This window comes from Mesorhizobium sp. LSHC420B00 (assembly GCF_000503055.1).
Lineage (GTDB): Bacteria > Pseudomonadota > Alphaproteobacteria > Rhizobiales > Rhizobiaceae > Mesorhizobium.
Genome location: NZ_AYVY01000001.1, coordinates 541,565 through 565,347, shown reverse-complemented (window position 1 = coordinate 565,347; position 23,783 = coordinate 541,565). Strand labels below are relative to the sequence as shown.

Sequence of the window (23,783 nt, the reverse complement as noted above, 5' to 3'; positions counted from 1 at the left end):
AGCTACCAATGGAGTTACCAAAATGAAAATGACAGCCCTTGCTGCCGCCGCGCTTGTTATTACAGCAGGAAGCGCCATTGCCGGAAGCGACCACTATGGATCAAACGGAGCCCAGCAGCCTGCGACTGCGTCTGACAACGTGTATACATCCTCGATCAAAAAAATGAGCAACGATATCGGGGTGCCGAAAACCGTACGCAAGCCGATTGTTCCCAACGATGAATATGGCCAGGGCATCTGGGGTCACTGATCCCGACCTGCAGAAAATTGAACGGACCAGGGCGTGACCCTGGTCCTTCCGCCGTATCGGCAATACGGCTCCGTGGAGGTCCGTCTGTCGGCAAATCCACTGCCCGGCCGCCTCGTGCCCGGCCTGTCCGCGCCTGTCGAGATTGACCGAGGGAGCGCCCTCAGCGAGGACAAAGTCCGTTGAATGGCGCCTGACCGGGGCCTTCGCCGACAGCATTGCTCAGTGTGCCGATTTCTGTCTTGCGCGTTGATCCCTGCAATGCGACTGCAGCCGTTTACGTACCTCAATTTGCGTCCTGTCGACGAACGTTCTCGCCTCCGACCTATTTGGAGGGATTCGTGCGGCAGCTTCCCGGAAAATCGTCGTGAGGAAGACCGATTGCTCAGGCATTATTCGGCCGTCTATTGGCGCGACGACTTCGCAGTCGTGGCTCAGAGCACTGCCATCCCGCCGTCGACCCGCAGATTAATGCCCGTGACGAAACTGCTCGCGTCCGAGGCAAGGAACAGGGCGGCTTTTGCCAGCTCTTCCGGCTGCCCCATCCGGCCCAAGGGTATTGCCTCAGCCATCGCCTTTTCAAACAGCCCGCGCTGCTCAAACGGTATGCCTAGCTTATCGAGAATAGCCGTATCCACCGGACCTGGGCTAAGCACGTTGACCCGGATACCGCGAGACTTCAGTTCGATCGCCCAAGCGCGCGCAAAGGCATTTATGGCCGCCTTGGAGCCCGCGTAAACAGCATGACCGTCCAGAACCTTCTCGCTGGCCAGCGAGCCTGTGAGGATGATTGCGCCGCCGTTCCGCATGATCGGAATCAGCTTCTGGACGCCGAAGAAGACGCCTCGCGTGTTGACGGCAAATTGCGCATCATATTCTGCCTCGGAGACGTCGGCCGAGTGGGTGATGGTGTTTATGCCGGCGTTCGCCATATAGATGTCGAGCGCCCCGAACCTCTGGAGGATCTGCTGCGCCACCTCATCATGGTGCGCCACGTCGGCCACATTTCCCTGAATGCCCAGCGCGCCTGCCCCGATCTGCGCGATCGCTTCCTCGACCGCCTGCCGCCGGCGGCCGGTAATGACGACTTGCGCGCCCTCGGCGGCAAAGATTTTTGCAGCCGATAGTCCGATCCCGCTGTTTCCGCCGGTGACCACCGCGATCTTGCCTGAGAGTGCGCCCATGTCGTTCCTGCCTTCGAAAAATTGTGCCGGTGCTGCTGCGATAGTCGCAACCGCTGGCCAAGAAAATTTCACGCCGAATTGAGACCGCCAAAATGAGCGGCAATCGCAAACGGCTACCGATTGATAAACTCGCGGCGCTTAGCCAGTTTGACGTCTTGGAGAGCGCATTGGCCTTCAAGGCAGAACAAGCGCGCGGCGGCGACCCCCGACAGCGCGACGTAGTGTCGAACACCGGCGATCACCTCCGCGCTGCACAGGCGCGGTTGCCCGAATGGCAGCCGTGTCGCAGCACATGTTTCGCGCCTTTGCCAGCGCTCCAGCTCGATGGCGCAGTGGTTCGGTTCCACAATCCGGGACATGAGCCGGCAGAACCAGCATTCAGGCCACCGCTCGGCTATGCGAGCGCACAAGGTTTGACCTGGCGCGCCACCCGAAATGCGGTTCAGGGCGCGCGAAATATTGCCAAAGGTGGCCATCGGCGGCTCCAAGGAATTTCGGAAAACATGCGGTCGTGACTGAGGCTTGCTATCCTTTGATGAAGGCGAGCAGGTCAGCATTGACCTGATCCTGGTGCGTGGCCGTAATCCCGTGGGGCGCGCCGGGGTAATAGATATCCTTTGCGCCTTTGATCAGTCGGGCCGACTTGACTGCCGAGTCCTTGACGGGGACGATCTGATCGTCCTCGCCATGCAGGACCAAGGTTGGTACGTCGAACTTCTTGAGGTCCTCGGTAAAATCGGTCTCGGAAAACGCCTTGACGCTTTCGTACGCGTTCACGAGACCCGCCTGCATGCTCCAGAGCCAGAACTGATCCAGAATCCCCTGGGAAACCTTGGCGCCTGGCCTGTTCGCCCCATAAAACAACGGTGCGAGGTCCCGGTAGTACTGCGAACGATCCTTGACGAGGCCAGCCCTTATGCCGTCGAATACCTCGATCGGCAGGCCTTCCGGATTGGCCGGCGTCTTCACCATGATCGGCGGAACAGCGGCGATAAGAACAGCCTTGGCCACCCGCTTCGTCCCGTGCCGTCCGATATAGCGAGCGACCTCGCCTCCTCCGGTTGAATGTCCGACCAGCGTGGCGTCCCGGAGATCCAGCGCCTCGATCACGGCTGCAAGATCGTCCGCATAGCCATTCATGTCGTTGCCGGACGTGGCCTGGCTCGAGCGGCCATGGCCGCGCCGGTCATGCGCAACCACGCGAAAGCCGTTATGGGCAAGAAAGAGCATCTGGCCGTCCCAGGCGTCGGAATTCAGCGGCCAGCCGTGCGAGAAGGTTATAGCCGGGCCCTTGCCCCAGTCCTTGTAGTAGATTTCGGTGCCGTCCTTGGTCGTGATGGTGCTCATCGTCTTGGTTCCTTTGGTTGAGGGGAAGAGGGAAGGTTTTGTTTTCGGCTCACGGCCGAAGCAGCGCGGGGCAGTCCGGCGGCAACGGTGGCGATCAGGCCGGCCAACAAGACATCGCGACGAGATCCGCCGACGGAGAAAAGTCCGTCTTTGTTCATCATGTCCATCCATGTGCTTTGAACATCCTGCTCACCGTCACGACCGTCGAGTCGGCCCGTGCGGTCGCGTTCGGGGAGGAGCGAGCGAGGAGCGGTAGAAACGCGACGGTCGTGATGGCTTGCGAGGAACAGGATGCACCGATCCGGGCCGCGAACCTATTCTACGGAAGCATCTGTCATACGATGCCAAGGTGCAGGGCAGGCACGCCGAGTATTGGGGACGGGCCGAGGCAAGCTCTTATAGACATAAGTCAATTTAGGCTTGGGTAGCGCGCGGGACCGACGCGGCATGGCCGGCGTCAGTTGCTGTTGCATGAAATGTTGCGAGTTTGTCGGTCAGGCTGGCGCCGCAAAAGAGCGCCGCTCAGTGGTGGCGATGTTGGCGCGAGCCTTGCCGCAAAACACCCAATAGGAACCACCGATGTACATCAGGACCACCCGCAGCAGCAGCGTGCCGACGGGCAGGAAGGCCTGCGCGCGCTGAAGAAGCAATTTCCCACAGCCTGAAATGGCCGGGCGCGCTGGGCGATCCTATTGGATGGAGCATGGATCGGCTTGTGCCAATTCTAGACCTCGCGCATCGGCTCGGGCAGCGTTTCCCACGCCCGGATCAGCTCACCGATGGAAGCGGCTTCCATCTTGCGCATGACATTGCCACGGTGAAGCTTGACGGTCACTTCACTGATGCCGAGGTCGAAGGCGACCTGCTTGTTGAGGCGCCCGCGCGCCACTTCACGCAGAACCTCGCGCTCGCGCGGCGTCAGCGTCTCGACGCGCTCGATGTTGCGCTTGACGATCACCGCATCCGCCCGCCGCTTGGCGTCCACCGCAATGCCCGCGATCACGGCGTCAAGCAGCGTCTGATCCCGCACCGGCTTGGTGAGAAAGTCCACGGCGCCGGCCTTCATCGCCTGGACAGTCATCGGGATGTCGCCATGCCCGGTCAGGAAGATGATGGGTTTGGGGTTGCCGTTTTTCGCAAGATGGTGCTGCAGATCGAGACCGCTCGTCCCCGGCATGCGCACGTCGAGGATCAAGCAGCCGGGGCTCTCCAACACGTCGGCGTCAAGCAATTCACGGGTTGAGGTAAAGCACACCGGCAGGAAACCCGCCGACAGGATCAATTCAGAGAGCGCCTCCCGAACAGAGGCATCATCGTCGACGATAATGACCCGCGGCTGCTCGGCTTCAGCCCTTCGCTGCTGTGATGACGGTATCGATCTCGATAAGGGCAATTGGTCAACTCTCATGTTTAGCCTCCGTTTCTGGGTTGCGTAAAGCGTCGCCGATCGCCGCAAGCAGTGCCTGGCCATCGAATGGCTTGCGAAAAAGCCCGCCAATGCCCTTGGCGCGGTGCTGATCCACTATCTCGTGGCGGCCGGTGATCAGGAACACAGGCAGGTCCGGACGCGCCTTCTTGACCAGGTCACGAAGTTCAAAGCCGTCCATGCCGGGCATCCCGATGTCGGTGATAAGCATGTCCAATCCAGACAGGCCGCTGACCAGCAATGCCCCCGCCGACGAGAAGCTGCGTGCCACATAGCCGGCGGACTCCAAGAGGTCCTCCAGCGACTCGAGTAGTCTTGGGTCATCGTCGACAATCGCCACGACAGGCCTCCGCTTGCTCACCCTCAGCTCCCCCCTGCCCGGCGCGAGTGCGTGATCGGTATTCCCAATCGCTCGGCGATGCGCACGAGGTCGGCGAGCGACGCCGCGACCATCTTCTGCATGACGTTCCTTCTATGAATTTCCAGCGTAACTTCGCTGATCCCCAGTTCAGCGGCGGCCTGCTTGTTGAGCAAGCCGCTGACCACCAGCGGCAGCACCTCACGTTCGCGCGGCGTCAGCTCGAGATAACGTTGCTTCAACACGCCCAGCTCAGCGCGCTCCGATCGCTGTGCCCGATCCTGGGCAATCGCTGCATGGATTGCGGCCATGAGGTCTGCATCGCTGAAGGGCTTAGTCAGGAAATCTACGGCGCCGTGCTTGATCGCACGCACGGAGGACGGGATATCGCCATGTCCTGTCAGGAAAACGATCGGCGGATGATCGCCCTCGGCAATCTGCCGCTGCAGATCGAGGCCGTTAATATCCGGCAACTCGATATCGAGGATGAGGCAGGCAGGGACGTCCGGCTTGTCAGCGCGGATATAATCGCCCGCCGATCCGAACGCTACGGCACGCATGCCGTGCGCAGCCAGCAGCTCACTGAGCGCCTCCCGGATGCGTTCATCGTCATCTACGATGAAGACAATTTGGCCGTCCGTCGTCATGACGCCGCTTTCGCTTCAATCGGCAACGTGAAGATAAACGTCGCTCCACGTGGTTCGTTCTTCTCGACCCATAAACGCCCGCTGTGCGACTCGATGATCGAACGGCAGATCGCCAGTCCCATGCCCATCCCTTGCTCTTTCGTGGTAAAGAACGGTTCGAATATCCGGTCGGGAAACTCGACACCCCGGCCGTGATCGCTGACTTCGGTCTGGACAACATCCCCGATATGGCGCACGCGGATTTTGATAACTCCGTCGTCCGCACCAGAGTCCATCGCCTCCATGCCGTTGCGGATGAGATTGACCAGAACCTGCTGGATTTGGACGCGATCGAACGCGACTAGCGGAATGTCGCTTCCGATATCAACGCTGATGCGAACGCCCCGCCGCATCGCTTCCTCGGTCACGAGGTCGCGTGCCTCTGCGATGACACTGCTGAGCGTCGCATTGGTTCTCGTCTCCGTGGATTGCTTGAACAGCGCGCGAATGCGGCCGACGACGTCCGCCGCCGAGTTGGCGTCCCGGATAATGCGCTCGGCCGTAATCTTCGCGCGTTCGACGTTCGGCGGTGCTGCGGACAGCCAACGGTGGCATGCATGGGAGTTGGCGACGATCGCAGCCAGCGGCTGATTCACCTCGTGGGCGATCGAAGCCGAAAGCTCGGCGAGACTTGCAGCCTGAGTGGCTTGCGCGAGTTTGTCGGAGGCTTGTCGCAGCGCTTCCTGGGCGCGCACCTCTTCGTCGATGTCGAGGGAAACCCCGTACCATTGCACAACCGCTCCGTCTTCATCACGCCGCGGCTCGACCCTGCACTCCGCCCAGCGATAGCCATCTGTTTCGCGCCAGCGAAACCGCATTGCGGAACCGCCGCCTGTTTCGAAACAATTCAGCAACGTGCGCAGCACCTCGGGAGCATCTTCGGGATGAACCAGTTCTTGCAGCAATTCCTCGATGCGCGGCTCTCCGAGTGCTTCGAAGTCAGCGATCACGGAGCGGAAATGGTCCTGGTACCGCTTGTTGAAGTAGACCGGCCCGCCGGTCGGCACCGCGCTCCAGATGCGGACCGGCACAGCGTCGATCATCTGCTGAAGCTGCAATTCGCTCCGCCGCAGGGCCTCTTCAGCCTGCATTTGATCGTCTATGTCGTGACAGAGGCCGTACCACTGGACGATGCGGCCAGTGTGATCGCGCATCGGCTCCGCCCGGCTCGACATCCAGTGATAGACGCCATCGGCGCGGCGCAAGCGATACCTCATGGAGAAGCGCTCGCCGGTGGCGAGGCAGTGACTGAGCGTATCGCCGAATGCTGCTGCGTCGTCCGGATGGACGCCGGCCTTTATCATCGCCGCCAGCCGGCTGATGCCCGGTTTGTCCAAATCCGTTACGTCCAGGCCGAGAAAGTCGACCATGCGCTTGTTGAAAAAGGTCGGATCGCCATCGGGCCTCAGGCGCCAAACGTGGCTCGGAACCATGTCGACAAGCTGCGAGAGCTCCCGCTCCCGGTCGCCCAATGCCTCAAGGCTTTCACGCAAAGTGAGCACCGCCGCCTGATGCTGCCGGGATATGGCGGCCACGACGAGCGCCGAAAATGCCGAGATGGCCAGAAAAAGCTGCAGCATGATCTGGTTGTGCTTCTGGAACTCGGGATCGCCGGCAAATTGGCTGGCGCCGGATATCGTGAATACCGCCGTGATCAGAGCGAGGACGGTCAATGCTACGGCGGCGCCTCTGAACTCAAAGCGCACTGCGGCCCAAAGAAGAGGCGGCATGATGATGTAGGCGAAGGGCAGATAGCCGCTCAAGGAAAGGGCGGCGATACCAAGAAAGATCAGCCCCAGGACGCAAGCTTCCATCCACCGCGCTGCTGAGAGCTGCGCCTTGCCGCGCCAGTTCTGGAACACGACCAGCGCCAGCGGCGCTACGATCAGGACTCCCGTCGCGTCTCCGATCCACCACAGCGGCCAAGCCGTCGCAAAGGTTTGCGATTGTATGCCAAACCACGCAAGCGCCGCACTTCCCACCGTCGCGCTTGCAACTGGCGCAATTCCAGCGGCCAGTACGACGAATGCGAGAACGTCCCGCAACGTTTCCAGCCGAACTGGGCGCTTGCAGGTCTGGTTCACGAGCCATGCGCCGGCCACCGCTTCAAGAGCGTTGCCGGCAAAGATCAGGAAGGCCGCGGGCAGCGGAGTGTGGAACCACAAGAAGTTGCTGAACAGTTCGGCCAGACAGGCCCCCAGCACCCACCACGGCCAGCTATACCTGGAGGCGAAGACAAGCGTAGCGATGAACAGCCCGCTCGGAGGCCAGATGGAAATCCCTGTTCCAGGGATGATTGCGAGCGACTGGGCGAAGCCGCAGCCCAGGACATAGGCCGTAATAAAAAGCCCCAGATGCAAGAATTGGGGACGGTGCGACCAGACGCGCGATAACCTGCCTCTTTCAAGATCGCTGATCATGTTGCCGCGAATCAGGCCTGGTTCACTCGTCGCCAAAGATCGGCCACTTCCCTGCAATCCCGGTCCGGATCGGTCGAAGTCATGCTTTAACGCGCCCGTTGCGTTGGAATCGGTCTCGCCAAGTGAGTTGGGCGCTGTCATCATCGGGTGCCCCTGACGGACAAACAAACTCTGGAGATTGTCGGCGCTTCGTATAGCACTTGCTCTTGGTAGCTGGATCTGGGCTGACGGACTCACACCGTCACCCTAATCCCGCCACGCCCCAACCGCACCTCATGGAAATCCATGCATTGCGCGGGGGCAGCGACGCCCTTCACCGAAAGGAGAACAAACCAAGCGTTTGCTGAGCGCCGCCGGATACGTTCAGCATCGTCCAAGATGAGGACGATTGTCGTCGTCCGGCATCATTGCACAGCTTTCGCTTCAACCGGGAGAGTGAAGATGAATGTCGCTCCATGCGGCACACTGTTCTCCGCCCATAGGCGTCCGCCGTGAGACTCGACGATCGAACGGGAGATCGCCAGCCCCATGCCCATTCCCATTCCCTTTCGTCGTAAAGAACGGCTCGAATATCTTGTTGGGACGTTCGATACCCGGGCCGCGGTCGCTGACTTCGGTCTGGATCGTGTCCTCTATCCGGCGCACACGCAGCCCGAGAACCCTGTCCGTGGTGGAGTCCATCGCCTCCATGCCATTGCGAATGAGGTTGACCAGGACCTGCTGGATCTGGACGCGATCGAAGGCGACGAGCGGAAGATTGCTTTCGACATCGATGTCCATGCGAACGCGACGCCGTATGGCTTCCTCGGCCATGAGGTCACGCGCTTCGGCAATAACGCTGGGGATCGGTGTGCTGGTTCTCATTTCAAGCGAAGGTCTGAACAAGGCACGGATGCGGCTGATGACATCCGCCGCCGAGTTGGCATCGCGGATGATGCGCTCGGCCGTGATTTTCGCGCGCTCGACGTTCGGGGGCACGACGGACAGCCAACGGTGGCATGCGTTGGAGTTGGCGACGATGGCGGCCAACGGCTGGTTCACCTCATGAGCGATGGATGCGGAGAGTTCGGCAAGGCTCGCGGCCTGGCTCGCACGCGCAAGTCTCTCTTGTGCCAGTCGAAGCTCCTCTTGTGTCCGCACCTCATTTTCGATGTCGAGGCAGATAACGTTCCACTGCACGATGGCACCTTCAGCGTTGCGCATCGGCGCGGCGCGCGTCTCGACCCAGCGATATTCACCATCGAAGCGCCGCAGACGGTGCCGTCGCGCATACGGCTCGCCGGTGGACAAACAATGGGCATATCTCTCTTTAACACCTGTCAGGTCGTCGGGATGAACACCGGCGTCGAGTGTGCCGGCCAGCCGGGACTTTCCCGCTTCGTCCAATTCCTCAAGATTGTATCCGAGGAATTCGCGGAGCTGCTGGCTGCGATATATCGGTTCGCCATCCGGAGCGGCGCAATCGATCATTGCCGGCAGCGTTTCAACGAGCTGCCAGAGCGCACGTTCTCTCTCGCGCAGCGCCTCTTCGACGCGCAGCTGGTCGTCGATGTCGTGCGTAAGGCCGTACCATTGGACGATGCGTCCACCTTGGTCCCGCAGCGGCTCCGCGCGGCCCTCCATCCAGCGATAAACGCCGTCGGCACGCCGCAGGCGATACTTCATGAAGAAGCGCTCGCCGGTGGCGAAGCAGCTGTTGAGTGCTTCCCTCAGGCTGGCGGCATCGTCGGGATGGACGACGTTGGGAATGAAGGCCGCTAGCCGGCTCGTGTCCGGCTTTTCCGCGTCCGCTATGTCCAGGCCGAGAAAATCTATCAGGCGCCTGTTGAAAAAGGTCGGCTCGCCGTTCGAAGACAGCCGCCAGAGGTAGCTCGGAACCATGTTGACGAGCTGCGAGAGCTCTCGTTCGCGGTCGTGCAATGCGGCCTGCGTGGTCACCAGATCATGGATGTCGACGCTCACGCCGTACCACTGGAGGATGCTGCCATCTTCGTCGCGCAGCGGCTCGGCGCGAGTCTCGGTCCAGCGATAGCCGCCGTCGGCCCTCCGTTGGCGATATCTCTGAACGTAAGGCACGCCCGTTGCGAATGAATGGCGGATCGCCTGCCGTGCGGTGTCGATATCGTCTGGATGGATCACGCTCAGGGACGGCGAGCCGTCCGGGGCGGTGATGTCACCGAGCGTGGCCCCGGTTACGTCGGTGAACCGCTTGTTGACGTAGGATGGCCTTCCTTCCCGTGTCGTACTCCAGATCAAAGCGGGCACGGTGTCGATGAGCTGCTGAAGGCGCCGCTCACTTTTGCGCAACGCCGCCTGCGCGCGCACCTCATCGTCGATGTCGAGAGAAACCCCGTACCATTGCACGACCGTTCCGTCGTCATCGCGCCGCGGCTCCACCCTGCACTCAGCCCAGCGATAGGTGCCGTCTTTTTCGCGCCAGCGAAACCGCATCGCGGAGCCGCCGCCAGTTTCGAAACAATTCGATAACGTGCGCTGCACCTCGGGAGCATCTTCGGAATGAATAACCTCGTGCAGGAGCGTTTCGATGCCCGGCTCGCCGAGAGCATCAAAGTTCGCGATAACGGAGCGGAAATGGTCCTGGTATCGCTTGTTGAAGTAGACCGGCCCGCCGGTCGGCATCACGCTCCAGATGCGGACCGGCACGGCGTCGATCATGTGCTGCAATTGTCGCTCGCTTCGCCGCAACGCCTCTTCGGCGTGCATCTGATCGTCTATGTCGTGACAGAGGCCGTACCACTGGACGATGCGGCCGGCGTCATCGCGCATCGGCTCCGCCCGGCTCGACATCCAGCGATAGACGCCATCGGCACGGCGCAGGCGATAGCGCATGGCGAAGCTCGCACCGGTAGCGAAGCAACCACGGAGTGCATCGCCGAATGCTGCTGCATCGTCCGGATGGACGCCGGCCTGTATCATCGCCGCCAGCCGGCTCATGCCCGGTCTGTCCATATCCGTTACGTCCAGGCCGAGAAAATCGACCATGCGCTTATTGAAGAAAATCGGCTCGCCGTCCGGATCGAGCCGCCAGATGTGACTCGGTACCATGTCCACGAGCTGCGAGAGCTCCCGCTCGCGGTCGCGCAATGCTGACTCCGCCCGCTTCTGGTCCTCAATGTCTATTGTCGTGCCGTACCATTGAATGATGCGGCCCTGACTATCGCGAAAAGGTCGTCCTGAGCTTCGAAACCAGCGATAGACGCCATCGGCGCGCCGCAGACGATGCTCGGTGTCATAGTGATCGCCGGTTTCGAGGCAATGCCGCCATCTGGCGGCGACACGATCATAATCGTCGGGATGGACGGCTCGACGCCAGCCGAACTCATCGTCGTCTTCGGAGGTGTTGAGATCCTCATGCGTGTTGCCGAGGAACGCCACGGTGTTTGGGCTCACAAAGGTGAATCGTCCGGCGGCATCGGCTGCCCACGCGTGGCCGGGCATACTCTCGATGATTTGCAGCGCGAGCGTTGCTTCGGGGTCGATTTCGCCAAGTGAGTCGGACGCTGCTGTCATTGGCTTCTCCTGTCGGACAAAGAAAGCCTGGGGACGGTCAGCGCTTTATATAGCACTTGTTTTCAATATCTGGACAGGCGAACTCACCGCCTAAATCTAGTCCCGCGATGCCCCGGCTGCATCTCATGGAAATCCATGCATTGCGCGGAGATATCGCCGCTGCGGCGGCCCGGCCGCTACGGCGCGCCTAACGATCGCCTCGGGCAAGAAGCGACGCGGATCGACGCGTCAACACCACCACTGGGAAATACGAGCCGGACAGGTAAGACGCTCGGCTGCCTCTTCGTCGGCTGCAGAGTGAAACCGGAAAAACCTCTGCATTCGTCATCCCTGTCTCGTCCGGTTAACACGGCTCATGAGATAATCTGGAAGCCTCGCCCGACCAAAACATCTGTTCCAAAGTATAGGGCCTGGACGCGGTTTTAGTTCTGCGGAGCGGCTTGGCGGGCGAGCAATTGTTTGGCGACAATGAGACAGGGCGCAGCGACCGCGAACAGCAGGACGAGCGCGAAGAAAGCTTCGTCGAACGAGATCGTGGCGACCTGCTTCTCAAGCGCGCGCTGCAGCAGCGGCAGCGCGGCCTTGGTCGCCGCGGCGCTGTCGATACTATTCGCCAGAACGTTCGCAGTGGCTCTCAAGCGCTGGTCCACGGCTGGATCGCCATTGACGAGGTGGGACGTCAGTATCGTCCGGTTGTGGACATTCTGGTGATCAATATACGTTTGCAAGAGGGCTGTGCCGGTCAGACCGCCCGCCTGCTTGCCGAAGTTGAACAGCCCGATGCCGAACGGCAGCGTATCAGGGGCAAGGCCCTGCAGTGTAATCAGCGTCAGTGCCACGAACAGAAGGCCGAGGCCGAATCCCCGCAGCAGCAGAGCAAGGGTCAGGTCCGGTGATCCGCTACCGCTCGTCGAAGCGGACAGCAGCCACATGGCGCCTGCGAAGAGCAGAATGCCAAACGGAGCAAGCGTGATCGGGCGCATCCCGGTCTTTTGGATGACGAAGCCGGACAACAAAAGTCCAAGCGCGAGCATGGCTCCGCTTGGCAGCAGAAGCACTCCCGCGCCCGTGGCGGTAAAATCGAGCACGTTGAGGGCAAAAGCCGGAATGAGATAGGCGCTGCCTGAAAGGGCAGAGCCGGCGACGAAGCTGACGAGAAGACCAAAGCGAAAGTCCGGATTGCCAAGGGGCGAGATGGCCAGCAGTGAGCCTTCTGAACGAAGGCGGGTCTCCCAGACGGCCAGAAGGCCGGCGGCCGTCATACCAGTTGCGGCAAGGAAGGTGATGTCGGTGTCGTCGAACCAGTTGAACCTGCTGCCTTGCAGCAAGACGTAGGTCAAAAGCGCGGCGCTGATGCCGAGCAACAATATCTCGACGGCAGGAAACCTAGTTTTCCGCCAAAAGGTCCGATCGCCGTCCGCCGCCAACAGGACAAGGGAGACGATGCCGAGCGGAATGATGCTCAGGAATATCCACTCCCAGGTAAGATGGTCGACAAGCCAGCCCTGCAGGGCCGGCGTGACGGTCGTCGGAGCCATGACGGCGCCTACGGCAAAAACTGCCTGAACGACCGGCTGATGCCGATGCGGGAAGCGAAAGAACAGCAGCGTCTGGCCGGCGACGAGAATTGTGCCGCCGGCCAGCCCCTGGACAATGCGGCAGATGCAAATCCAGGTGAGGTCCACCGACAACGTCAAGGCCGCGGATGCCAGCAGAAGGGCGACAACCCCCGCGCGGAGGCAGGCGGTCGGCCTGGCTGCCGTTACAAGAAGCGGAGCGACAAGGAACGCCGTCAGCTTCGCCGCGATGAAAACCACGTCGACCATCGCCAGCTCGTCCGACGTTGCGTAGGTGTCGCCAAGCATGTCGATCCGGCCGATGGACAGTGCGGTGGATGCGACCGCGTCCATGAAGGCGGCCAGCACGACGCCGATTGCTATCAAGGAAGCGCGCAGGGTGCCGGGATGGCGCTGCACAGCCGCCGTTTCGGCGAGGTGCATCATTGCGCTGAGCGCCCGTTCGCGGTCCCGCCTGTCTGCATTTCCTGCGCTACGGCCGGAGCATCCCCGGCGCCGACGGTGATGGCAACGCGAGCCGAGAGTCCCGGAACCAGGCGGCCGGGCAACGGATTGCGCGTCATCCTGATCTTGACCGGCACGCGTTGGACGACGCGGATGAAGTTGCCGGTGGCATTGTCCGGCGGCAGCAGGCTGAAGGCTGCGCCGCTGCCAGGAGCGAAGCTGTCGACAAGGCCGTCGATTTCAAGATCTGGATATTCATCAACCATGACGCGGACCCGTTGGCCGATCTCAACCTGCTTCAGCTGCGTTTCCTTGAAGTTTGCGACGATCCAGACATCGTTAACCGGAACGATGTCCAGGGCTGCCGTCCCTGGGGTGACATAGCGGCCGACCCGGATCTGGCGATTGCCGACGATGCCGTCGACCGGGGCCCTCACGACGGTGTTGGCCAGGTCTAGCATTGCCAGGTCGAGCGCTGCCTGTGCCTGCGACAGGGCTGCCTGCGCGCCGGACAATTGTGCATCCAGGACGCCGAGCTTCAACTTCTGAGCCAACAGATTGGCCTCTGCGCCGTCCAGCGATGCCCTTGCCTTGTCATGGCCGGCCTGCGCATCCTGCAGCTTCTGATCGCTTGCGGTTCCGTTCTTCTGCAGCGTGACGTAGCGGCTTAAGTTGGCGCGGGCGAATTGCAGGTCGGCTGCGGCAGATTGCTTCTGCGCCTCGGCCTGCGCGATCAATGCGTCCTGCAGTTCACGGGTCGCCTTGATGTTGGCGATTTCCGCCTGCCGGGCGGCGACGTTGGCTTTCGCCTGCTCCGCCTTGGCCTTGTAGTCGCTGTCGTCGATGCGAAACAGGACAGCACCCTTTGACACACTGGCATTGTCGTCTATGTCGACTTCGACGACGTAACCGGCGAGCTTCGGAGCGATGCTGGTAATGTCTCCGCGGAGATAGGCGTTATCGGTCGTTTCCTCGAACCGGCCCCTTGTAAACCACTGCCAGCTCCAAATAGCTGCCATTGGCAGCACCATAAGGGCAACGAGGGCGATCGCGATCTTGCGGGGTTGGCTCATGATTGCCTCGACCCCAAGTCGACGCGCTCACTATCGAAGGAGATCTCCGCCTGCCGAAGAGCGAGCCGTTCGGCAAGGCTGCAAACCCACGGTGCGCAATAGAGTCTCACGAGAACGTCTCCGTCGAGCTGCGGCTCTGCAACAAGGCAGAACTGAAGAACGATCGCGGATTTCACGGCCTCGCCGCTATCATGCGGACGAACATCCCATTTGCCCTGATCGGTAGTTCGTACTGAACCTCAGCACAGGTCGTATTGTCAGTCGGCCGGATTCAGGCGCGCGAACGTGGCGGCGCGGATCTCCGTATTGCCGAAGACCGTCCACGAGAAAATCCACTTTGAAGTAAATTCCGGACATCCCGTGGCAGCAATGATCGCAGAGAGCGCCCTCTTGAAGAGTTTGGTTGTCTTAACGTTCACCTATTTTGTATTTTGACAAGCGCGCAACACGCGTTCGCTGTGCGGCAGTTGCGACAGTTCATGAAACAACCCGCTATCTTGCCTCCGGCTAACGCGGTGCGACACGCAGCCCGGCGGCATCGAAGAGATGCATGCGCTCCGGCGGCAGAGCGAGGTTGATCGGCGGCCCTTGCGATTCAACGCCCTGCTGCTTGAGAACGGCGATAAGTTTGCTGTCGCCGGCAATGGTGGCGTGGACAACGGTTTCCGGTCCCAGCGCCTCGGCCAGCGTTATCCGCGCTTCCACCGATCCCTTGCTGCCATCCGAAAGTTGGATGTCGTGTGGTCGGATGCCAAGCGTCGCGTCGTCTCCCGGTTTCAGCGCGACCCCGTCGGCGGCGACCGAGGCCGACAGCCCGCCCGGACCTTCGACACGCACCTCGGCGCCGCTTGCCGAACGCACCTTCACCGGCAGCAGGTTCATCCGCGGCGCGCCGATGAAGCCGGCGACGAACAGGTTGGCCGGCGCGTTGTAGAGATCGAGCGGCCGGCCGACCTGTTCGATCCGCCCCGAGCGCATGACCACGATGCGGTCCGCCAGCGTCATCGCCTCGATCTGGTCATGGGTGACGTAGATCATCGTGGTTGCCAGCCGCCGGTGCAGGCCCGCCAGTTCAGCGCGCATGGTGATGCGCAGTTCGGCATCGAGGTTGGACAGCGGTTCGTCGAGTAGAAAGGCGGTCGGATTGCGCACCACCGCACGGCCGATCGCCACGCGCTGCTTCTGGCCGCCCGACAATTGACCGGGCCGGCGGTCTAGATAGGAAGCAATTTCCAGCATGCGCGTCGCTTCCGTGATCCGCGCGTCGATCTCGGCTTTCGGCATACGGATGTTTTCGAGCCCGAAGGCGAGGTTCTGGCGCACGCTCATGTGCGGGTAGAGCGCGTAAGACTGGAACACCATCGCCAGACCGCGCTGCGCGGCCGAAACGTTGGTGACGTCGACCCCGTCGATCTCAATCTTGCCGTCGGTCGGCCGATCGAGCCCGGCAATCAGCCGCAGCAGCGTGGACTTGCCGCAACCCGACGGGCCGACGAGGACTAGCATCTCGCCGTCCCCGACGTCGAGGTTGATGCCGTGCAAGATCTTCATCTTGCCGTAAGCGCGATCGATGTTGGTCAGCGTTATCCGTCCCATGACATCCTCACTTCAGTCCGGTGCCGGCAATGCCGGAAGTGATGTAACGCTGCAGGAAGACGAAGACGAGGACGACGGGGATCATCGTCACCACGGTCATCGCCAGGATGTAGTGCCACTGCACGTTTAGCTGGCCGGCATAGGTGTTGAGGCCGACCTGGAGTGTGTAGAGTTCCTTGCGCGACAGCACCACCAGCGGCCACAGAAAGTCGTTCCAGCGCCAGACGACCGAGAAGATCGCCAGCACGGCGAGCGCCGGTGCTGCAAGCGGCAATACGATGCGCCAGTAGATCTGCCATTCGGAAGCGTTGTCCATGCGCGCCGCATCGAGCAGCTCGTCCGGGATGGTCAGCATATATTGGCGCAGCAGGAAGACGCCGGTCGGCGTCGCCACGGTCGGCAAGATCACGCCCCACAGCGAATCGAGCAGTCCGACGGCGCCCACCACCGAATAGAGCGGCACCAGGATGACCGACAGCGGCACCATCAGCGTACCGACGATCACAAGCATCGTCAGATCGCGGCCGCGGAACTTGTATTTCGACAAGGCGAAGGCGGCCATCGAATTGGTGAGCAGCGTGATCAGCGTCGCCATTGCCGTCACAAAGACCGAATTGCGCAGATAGCGCAGGAAGTCGAAATGGACGAAGGGCTCGGTGTAGTTCTCCGTTGCGAAGCCGATTTCGCGCACCGGCTGCCGGTCGGCGATGTTGACCTTGACGATATCGTTCGGCGCCTGCGGGTCCACCATTTGCGCCATGATGCCGATGCGCCGCACCTCGGCCAGCACCTTGGTCGAACCATCCGGAAGCTTCACCCTGTAGAGGGCCAGCGGCTTATCGTAGCCTTCGACCCTCGCCTGTTGGCTGACATAAGGCATTATGGTCGGCGGGAACTCGGCGAGCTGTGCCGGTGTCTTGAATGACGAACCCACCAGCCAAACGGCCGGACCGAACATGATGACAACGCCGCCGAGCAGCCACAGCCAGCTCACGATATCCGTCCAGTGCCAGCCGCGACCGCCGCGCCGGCGGGTCAGGAATGTCATGACGCTGCTCATTCGCGGGCTCCTTTCCGCTCACCCCGGCGTCCGACCTGCAGCTGAACTAAGGTGAGCACGACCAGCACCAACCCCATCAAGATCGAAGCCGCCGAAGCCAGCCCCGGATTGCGCAGCAGGGAGGCGAAGCCGATCTCATAGATGTACTGCGTGATATAGAGGGTCGAGGTTCCCGGCCCTCCACCCGTCAGCACATAGACTTCGTCGAAGATCTGCACGGCGCGGATCAGCGTCAGCACGATGACGACAAGCAGGTTAGGCATCAGCAGCGGCAGCGTGATGCGCCAGAACACCCGCGCCGGCTTCGTGCCGTCCATCTCGGCCGCTTCGTAAAGGTCGCGCGGGATCGCCTGCAATCCGGCAAGCAGGATAAGCGTATAAAAGCCCATATGGGCCCAGACCGAAACGCTGACGGCGGCGGTGAAAGCCCAGAAGCGGTCGGTCAGCCAGTTGTGCGGCTCGCCGCCCAGATCATGGACGATCAGGTTCAGCAAGCCCTGGCGTTGCAGGATCCAGCGCCAGATCAGACCGGTGACGACGGGCGACAGCAGCACCGGAAAGAAGAACACCGCGCGCCAGAAGCTGCGCCCGACGATCTCACGGTTGAGGATCAGCGCTGTCGCCATCGACACGACCGTCATCAGCGCCACCTGCACGACGACGAACAGGCCGGTATTGTGCACGGCCTTCCAGAAGAGATCCTCGTGGCAAGTGGCAGTGTCCAGGTAGTTGCCGCAATCGAGCAGGCGCTGGTATTGCTCGAGCCCGACATAGGTTCGGTCCTGCAGGAAGTAGGCCGTTCCTGACGTGGCCGAATAGAAGAAGTTGATGATCATCGGCACCAGGACGAAAATGCCGAAGATCGCCATGTTTGGGGCCAGGAAGAACGCGGCCATGCCGCCGGTGCCCGTCGCGCGCTGCCAGAACTTCAGCGGCACGTTGACGATCGATGCCAGCCACACGACCGGCGCCGCGAGGGCGGCGCCAATCCATGCCTTCAGTGTCGCGGCGGCGGTCACTTCGCCTCGGCAACCTTGTCGGCGATATCCTGGTCGATCCTGCCCCAGGCATCGTCGAGGCTGAGCTCGCCGGCCATCACCTGGCTGACGCGCGTCACCAGCGCGGCGAAGTAAGCATTGGCCCACTTCCACGGCGGCAGCGCATCGGCCGCCGGCAGGGTTTCACCCGCCGCCTTGACGAATTTGTCGAGCGCCGGACCGACATTCTTGTCGGCCGAGACCCATTTCAGCCCGCCCTTGTCTACGACGCCCTTGTGCGCGGGCAGAAACAGCGTGCGCTCGCTGAACTCTTCCACCAAGTCTTCACGGGCCAGATAATCCATGACCTTGGCGACATCCTTGGGATTCTTCGTGTATTTGATGGCGACCAGCGCCGCGCCGCCTTTCACGCCCGAACAGCCTGTAGTACCGCAGGGCGAGCCGGTTGCCACCCAGTCGAAACTGTCGCCGATCTTGGTCGACAGATTGGCGACCTGCCAGCTGCCCGAATAGTAGAACGGGATCTGGGCGTTGATGAAGTCGTCGGCGGCCGCGCGGTAGGTCGAGCCTGCCGCCGACACCCAGGTATCCTTCAGCATCAGGCCCTTGGCGGTCCAGTCGACGAGCTTGCCGACGAACGCCTTGGTGCCGTCGTCCACTTTGGCCGGCATGCCATTGGGGCCGATATAGTTCGCTCCGAAGGAGACATTCGGACCCGAAATGCGGTGGCCGGAACGGTCGATGGCGAAGGCAGCCGGAAGCTGTTGGCTCTTCGCCACCTCGGCGGCGGCGTTGATCCAGTCGTCCCAGGTCGCCTTGTCGCCGGGCAGCGGCACGCCGGCCTGTTCGAACAACGTCTTGTTGGCGAAGCCGCCGGTGAGCGTGAGCTGGGTCATGAAACCCGGGATGGCGTTGGAGCCGTCGGGGCGCATCCAGTCCAGCGTGTCAGCGAAATTGTCCTCCCAATATTTCGGATCGGCCACCAGTGGCCTGAGATCGAGCCAGTGCTGGGCAAGCTCCTTGATGTTCGTGACGCGGGCGATGTCCGGGCCCTGGCCGGCTTCGAGCTGGATGGGCAGCTGCTCCTGGATCACCTTGTAGGCGACGTTGTCGAGCGTGACGTGGATGTCGGGATTGTCCTTCATGAAGCGGTTCAGAATGTCCTGAATGACATCGCCTTCGACACCGTCCGAATACCACATGATGCGCACGTCGCCGGCAAACGCGCTGGTCGATGCGAGCAGACTGACCGATAGCGCGGCCAGCAAAGTGCGGGACTTATTCATGCTTTCGTCTCCTCCTTTAGCGGGGCGGCGCCCCGATAGTTCAAGCCGCTACGCCCTCTCCTCTTGAGCGTCGCAGCCGATTCCTCCCTACTCTCTGTGCTTCATGCGCACCGCCTCACCGCGCACGGTCCAGTTGGCCGGATCGAGTGTACGTCCCTCGGCCACGATCCTTGCGTCGGCGAGGAAATGCACCGTGCCGTACTCCGGATCCTCGACGATCAACTCGCCGTCGGGACCCGACCGCACCGACAGGCCGGCAAAGGCGCCCGCCCAGGCGTCGAGCGCCGGCAGATTGGCATCCCTGTCACCGAGGCGAACGATCCATGTCGTCCTGCGTCCCGCCGCCCGCAACTCGTTGCCGGCCGTCGGGCCGGCCTCTACCTGCGTGAGCGGAACATCCGTCTTCAGCATGACGAAGGCGTGGCCGGATTGCGCGAACGCCCGATCGCCACCCACTCGCACGGCATCGAAGGCACGTGCGGGGAACCAGGCGTGCGTGAAGTCGGGCTGTTCATCCGAGCAGGAGAAGCTGACGATGGCGAGGTCGCGGTATTGGTGAAGCCGGGGCAACGTGCCTGAGCCACCCCAATATGATGGTCTGCCATATCCCGACTGCAGCACTTCGCCGGGGTGGTTGATCCAGATCTGCGCATCCGGATTCTTGCCCAGCCGGGCGTGAATGACGGTCTCCTGATAACCCCATTGATTCCAGCGATAGCCAGCGGCGCTGCCCATCGCATGGCCGCGCGTCTTGTAGTGGTAGAGCCGCGCGAAGCGGTCTTGTCCCTGCGCGAAAGTCCATTCCCACGCCGTATCGTCGGTGAGGGAAGCAATTGCTGCCAACCCGTCCGGAACGCTCAAATCGTGATCCCGCAGGCACAATGCCAGCTGCGGCAGCGCGTGAAAGCGCATGCCGTAATTGCCCTTGCCCCAAAGCATGCGGCAGATGCCGGACAATTCCAGGGAACGCGCGGCGCGCAGCGTGTGCTCGTAGGAGCGGCCCTGCGCCCCGGTGAGGATGCCGCGATGCGCCGAGCGGGCGACGATTTCAAGCAGGCGTATGACTGCGTTGCCGGCACGTTCGGCGATGTCCTTGTCCGGGGCCAGCGCGTAGAGCGCGCACAGGCCCTTGAGGTCGATCGGAAAATAGGGCGCCGAGTTGAACTCGGCCATCTCCCATGCCTCGAAATGATCGAGCCAGGCGCGTACCCGCGCGGCTCCCACCGCGGACTGTTCGCGGCCAAGGCGGCCCGACCGCACGAACCGCACATCAGGCAACAGGCTCCCAGCAATATAGGCGGCGGTGTGGAAGAGCAGCGCGTGGTTCTCGGAGAAGTACCACTGCACATCATTGCCGGGCTCGTCCATCCAGTAGCGATAGCCGAGGATGGCGTTGTCGATGCGCGCGCGCAGGCTCACTTCCAGCCGATCGCCATAGGCCTTGCGGCACCACAGCAGCGGCACCAGGATGAAGTCGGCGCAATCGTGACAATCCTCGATCGCCGGCAGCGTGCCGGAGATCATGGCGTCGGTCTCGGCGCCCTGCTGCCCGATCGCCAGGCGCGCCAGCGCGCGCACCGTATCGGCCTCGGCGTGATCGGCGACCTCGCGCAAAGCCTCATCTATACGCGCGGTAAGCGTTTCCGGCGCATCGCCCTGACGGTGCGCGTGGCATATCTCGACGCCGAAGACACGCGATACGGCATGGTCTGCGACCCTCAGCGACACCTTGAAATGGCGAAAGTCGGCCGGCAGCTGCTCGGTATCGGCGATCGGCAGCCGCGTCTGGCCCGTTGGCAGATCGAAGGCGAAGCGCACCGGCGTCTCGATCGACATGAAATCGCCTTCGATCTCGATCTCGACTTGCGCGTCGCGCGGCAGGGCCACGCCGGTGACGAGCGCCACCTCGCCGCCGTCATAGGCGGGACGGTCGAAATGCATGTCGTCGAGGGCTGCTTCCATCGCATCGGCAACGCCGCTCTCGACTTCGATCGGCAGTGCGACCGAAGCAGCCGGACCGGATAGATAATCGAGCTGGAAATAGTAGCGGGCGTCGCGCTCGGCGAGATCGTCGAACCATATGCGAATGTCGTTGCGGCCGACCCTCAGCACGATCTTGAAGTGCTCGGCACTTTCCAGATTGCGGCCGTAGGGCGCCATCCAGCCGGCTTCCTCGCCATTGGCAAAGAGTATGGCGCCGCCGCATGTACGCAGCCGTACCATCACCTCGCCACTCGAGGCCGCCTCGATGGTGGTCTCGGCCCAGGTCCCAAGCACCGTCGGCCGGAACCAGAAGCCCGACAGGTCGATGCGTGGCGAGGCGAAGGGCAACCAGATGCGCTCAGCGCCGAATTCGGCGTTGACCTGTGGTCGCTTGCCGCGTCGTTCCGCTGCGAACTGCGTGCGGCACGGATATTCATGGGGAATGAAATTCTTGTGCTTGGTAAGGAAGAAGAAGGGATCCATCTCGCCTTGCATGGGCTGGTCGGCCACGTCGTAGCGTTGCTCGGCGATAGACCCGAGCCGCCAATAGACGATTGGCTGCCCCGCCACGAGCGGCCGGCGCAGCGTAAAGTCCGTCCGAACGCTTTGCGCGGCCTCGCTCATCGCAAATCCTTCACGGGTACTGGATCGACATCGGTGTAGGCCTGGTTCTCGCCGGTCATGCCCCAGACGAAAGCATAGGGGCCGGTGCCGGCACCCATATGGATAGACCAGGCGGGCGACAGGACAACGTCACCGTCCGCAACCATCAGGTGGCGCGTCTTGTCAGGCCGGCCCATCAGATGGACCACACGGTCGGCCTCGGCGAGGTCGAAGTAGCAATAAGCTTCCATGCGCCGCTCATGCAGATGCGGCGGCATGGTATTCCACACACTGCCCGGCGCGAGGTCGGTGATCCCCATCAGCAAGAGGCAGGACGGGGCCACTTCGGGATGGATGTACATGCGCAGCGTGCGCCTGTTCGCGCGAGCCTCCTCGCCGAGCACAAGCGGCTTGGCTTCGCTGTTGACGATGAGACGGTGCGCAATAGCGGCGCCGGCCGGCACCGAGTTCATATAGAAGCGTGCCGGCCTCTCCGGATCGTCGCTCTCCAGCGTCACCTCGCGCGCTCCGCGTCCGATATAGACGATGTCGCGGTTAGCCACGGGAAAGCGCCTGCCGTCCACCGCGACGGCGCCATTGCCGCCGAGATTGGCGATGCCCATCTCGCGCGCGTCAAAGAAGAGCGGCGTGCCGACTTCGGCCCCGTTGCCGAATGTCAGCGGGTTGGCCAGCGGCACCGCGCCACCGACGATCATGCGGTCGACATGGGTGTAGACGAATTCGATCGCGCCGGGCCGGAACAAGCCGTCGACCAGGAACTCGGCCCTCAGCCGGTCCGTGTCCATGCCGGCAATATCGCCCGGCGACACGCCATAGAGCGTCCGCATCATGCCGCGTCCACCTTCGACTGCAGATGCCGGGTCCCTTCGGTCAAGCACAGAATGGCCAGCGCCTGTCCGTAGCCCGTCGGATGGATGGGTATATCGCGATAGAACTGCAGGTCGGCGCCCATGCGTGTGCCATAAGACACGTTCGCCACCACACCTTTGTCATCGATGTTGGCCACCACGGCTTCCAAGGCGCGGAGGCCGGCGGCACGGCACTCTGTCGAGCCGATTCCGAGCCGCGCGGCCTTCATCAACCCGTAGCCGAAGCCGGCCGTGGCGGAAATCTCCTCGTAAGACGTCGGGTCGTCGAGCAGAGTGTGCCATGCGCCCGAACCTGCCTGCACCTCGAGCAGGGCGTTGATCTGCGTCTCCAGCACGCCGAGCAGATAGGCCCGGACCGAGGGTGCAATTTCGGCGAACTCCACCAGGTCGAGGATACCGACCGTGATCCAGGCATTGCCTCTCGCCCAAAGCGCGCGGGCGAAATTGTGCCGTCCCGCGAACGTCCAGCCGTGGAACCACAGCCCTGATGCCGGGTCGGCGAGATAACGGGCGTGGACCAGGAATTGCCGTTCTGCTTCCTCGACGAAGCGACGCTGGCCGGCAGCCTGGCCATACGATGCGAGGAACAGTGCTACCATGAACAGCGTGTCGTCCCACAATTCGTCGTCGTTGACCCGGTCCGAAACATCATGCTGGAAACCGCCTTCGGGCGTCCGTGGCAAGACGGTGGCTACCTGCTCGGCCCATTCGCGCAGGACCGGCTCGAAACGCGGCTGGCGGCGGCGCCGCCACAATTCACTTAGCGCCAGCAGAGGCGCGGTGGTGTTGACGTTCATCGCCGGGAGACCGGCAGCGATGCGTCGGTCGTACCAGGTCTCGATCGTCTGCAGCAGCCGATCGTCACCGGTCTGCGCCCACAGCCGAACCAGCCCGTAGAGCCCGACGCCCTGCGGCCATTCCCAGCTGTCGAAGCTGACATAGTCGCCCGGCGTGCCGTCGAGATTCGGCTCATGGAACCGCCCGTCATGACGCAAGCCGGTCATGCCGGCCACGAGGCTGGCAAGCACGTAATTCAAGCGTTCGGCCGATAGCGGCATCACTCCTCCGTTTCTC

Annotated in this window: 18 protein-coding genes and 1 pseudogene; 1 reads left to right on the top strand and 18 read right to left on the bottom strand. The window is 62.2% G+C overall.

Annotated features, from left to right (window positions below):
• The first annotated feature begins 22 nt into the window (after positions 1-22).
• On the top strand, positions 23-250 hold the full coding sequence (locus X760_RS74265) for a DUF680 domain-containing protein (RefSeq protein ID WP_084642389.1): 228 nt from the start codon (positions 23-25) through the stop codon (positions 248-250).
• Between the two features lie 431 nt (positions 251-681).
• On the opposite strand, the gene X760_RS43405 is transcribed toward X760_RS74265, so the two are convergent.
• The 18 genes and pseudogenes from X760_RS43405 to X760_RS43315 form a co-directional block, all read right to left on the bottom strand.
• On the bottom strand, positions 682-1,431 hold the full coding sequence (locus X760_RS43405) for a glucose 1-dehydrogenase (protein WP_023716989.1): 750 nt from the start codon (positions 1,429-1,431) through the stop codon (positions 682-684).
• Positions 1,432-1,544: 113 nt separating this feature from the next.
• Positions 1,545-1,907 (bottom strand): hypothetical protein, encoded by a 363-nt coding sequence (locus X760_RS43400; protein ID WP_023716988.1) that lies wholly within the window; start codon positions 1,905-1,907, stop codon positions 1,545-1,547.
• Between the two features lie 49 nt (positions 1,908-1,956).
• Positions 1,957-2,949: an alpha/beta hydrolase gene (locus X760_RS43395; RefSeq protein WP_245278495.1), complete on the bottom strand. Its 993-nt coding sequence runs from the start codon at positions 2,947-2,949 to the stop codon at positions 1,957-1,959.
• A gap of 323 nt (positions 2,950-3,272) precedes the next feature.
• A complete protein-coding gene (locus tag X760_RS76130; RefSeq protein WP_023716985.1) occupies positions 3,273-3,428 on the bottom strand; it encodes a hypothetical protein in 156 nt (51 codons plus the stop codon).
• A gap of 74 nt (positions 3,429-3,502) precedes the next feature.
• Entirely contained in the window at positions 3,503-4,186 is a 684-nt protein-coding gene (locus tag X760_RS43385; protein WP_023716984.1) for a response regulator transcription factor, read from the bottom strand.
• The gene (locus tag X760_RS43380) at positions 4,176-4,565 is read right to left on the bottom strand and encodes a response regulator (protein WP_023716983.1); all 390 of its coding nucleotides are present in this window, start codon (positions 4,563-4,565) and stop codon (positions 4,176-4,178) included. Before X760_RS43380 ends, X760_RS43385 begins: the two co-directional genes overlap by 11 nt.
• A 2-nt stretch (positions 4,566-4,567) precedes the next feature.
• Positions 4,568-5,209, bottom strand: coding sequence for a response regulator (locus X760_RS43375; protein WP_023716982.1), 642 nt, complete (start codon positions 5,207-5,209; stop codon positions 4,568-4,570).
• Positions 5,206-7,668, bottom strand: a complete 2,463-nt coding sequence (locus tag X760_RS43370) for an MASE1 domain-containing protein (RefSeq protein ID WP_051409594.1) — start codon at positions 7,666-7,668, stop codon at positions 5,206-5,208. Before X760_RS43370 ends, X760_RS43375 begins: the two co-directional genes overlap by 4 nt.
• A 404-nt stretch (positions 7,669-8,072) precedes the next feature.
• Positions 8,073-11,199, bottom strand: a pseudogene (locus tag X760_RS43365) (PAS domain-containing protein).
• Between the two features lie 422 nt (positions 11,200-11,621).
• Positions 11,622-13,202: an MFS transporter gene (locus tag X760_RS43360; RefSeq protein ID WP_051409563.1), complete on the bottom strand. Its 1,581-nt coding sequence runs from the start codon at positions 13,200-13,202 to the stop codon at positions 11,622-11,624.
• Positions 13,199-14,293, bottom strand: a complete 1,095-nt coding sequence (locus X760_RS43355; protein WP_023716979.1) for an HlyD family secretion protein — start codon at positions 14,291-14,293, stop codon at positions 13,199-13,201. The genes X760_RS43360 and X760_RS43355 overlap by 4 nt, the downstream gene beginning before the upstream one ends.
• 507 nt (positions 14,294-14,800) lie before the next feature.
• A complete protein-coding gene (gene ugpC, locus X760_RS43345) occupies positions 14,801-15,889 on the bottom strand; it encodes a sn-glycerol-3-phosphate ABC transporter ATP-binding protein UgpC (protein ID WP_023716977.1) in 1,089 nt (362 codons plus the stop codon).
• A 7-nt stretch (positions 15,890-15,896) separates the two neighbouring features.
• Positions 15,897-16,949 carry a carbohydrate ABC transporter permease gene (locus tag X760_RS43340; RefSeq protein WP_023716976.1) on the bottom strand — a complete coding sequence of 351 codons (1,053 nt, stop codon included), beginning with the start codon at positions 16,947-16,949 and terminating at the stop codon, positions 15,897-15,899.
• A complete protein-coding gene (locus X760_RS43335) occupies positions 16,946-17,950 on the bottom strand; it encodes a sugar ABC transporter permease (protein WP_031193374.1) in 1,005 nt (334 codons plus the stop codon). The genes X760_RS43340 and X760_RS43335 overlap by 4 nt, the downstream gene beginning before the upstream one ends.
• 14 nt (positions 17,951-17,964) lie before the next feature.
• Positions 17,965-19,233 carry an ABC transporter substrate-binding protein gene (locus tag X760_RS43330; RefSeq protein WP_023716974.1) on the bottom strand — a complete coding sequence of 423 codons (1,269 nt, stop codon included), beginning with the start codon at positions 19,231-19,233 and terminating at the stop codon, positions 17,965-17,967.
• 87 nt (positions 19,234-19,320) lie between these two features.
• Positions 19,321-21,840 (bottom strand): hypothetical protein, encoded by a 2,520-nt coding sequence (locus tag X760_RS43325; RefSeq protein WP_023716973.1) that lies wholly within the window; start codon positions 21,838-21,840, stop codon positions 19,321-19,323.
• Positions 21,837-22,670, bottom strand: a complete 834-nt coding sequence (gene kduI, locus X760_RS43320) for a 5-dehydro-4-deoxy-D-glucuronate isomerase (protein ID WP_051409560.1) — start codon at positions 22,668-22,670, stop codon at positions 21,837-21,839. The genes X760_RS43325 and kduI overlap by 4 nt, the downstream gene beginning before the upstream one ends.
• Positions 22,667-23,767 (bottom strand): glycoside hydrolase family 88 protein, encoded by a 1,101-nt coding sequence (locus tag X760_RS43315; RefSeq protein ID WP_023716971.1) that lies wholly within the window; start codon positions 23,765-23,767, stop codon positions 22,667-22,669. The genes kduI and X760_RS43315 overlap by 4 nt, the downstream gene beginning before the upstream one ends.
• Between the last annotated feature and the right edge of the window lie 16 nt (positions 23,768-23,783).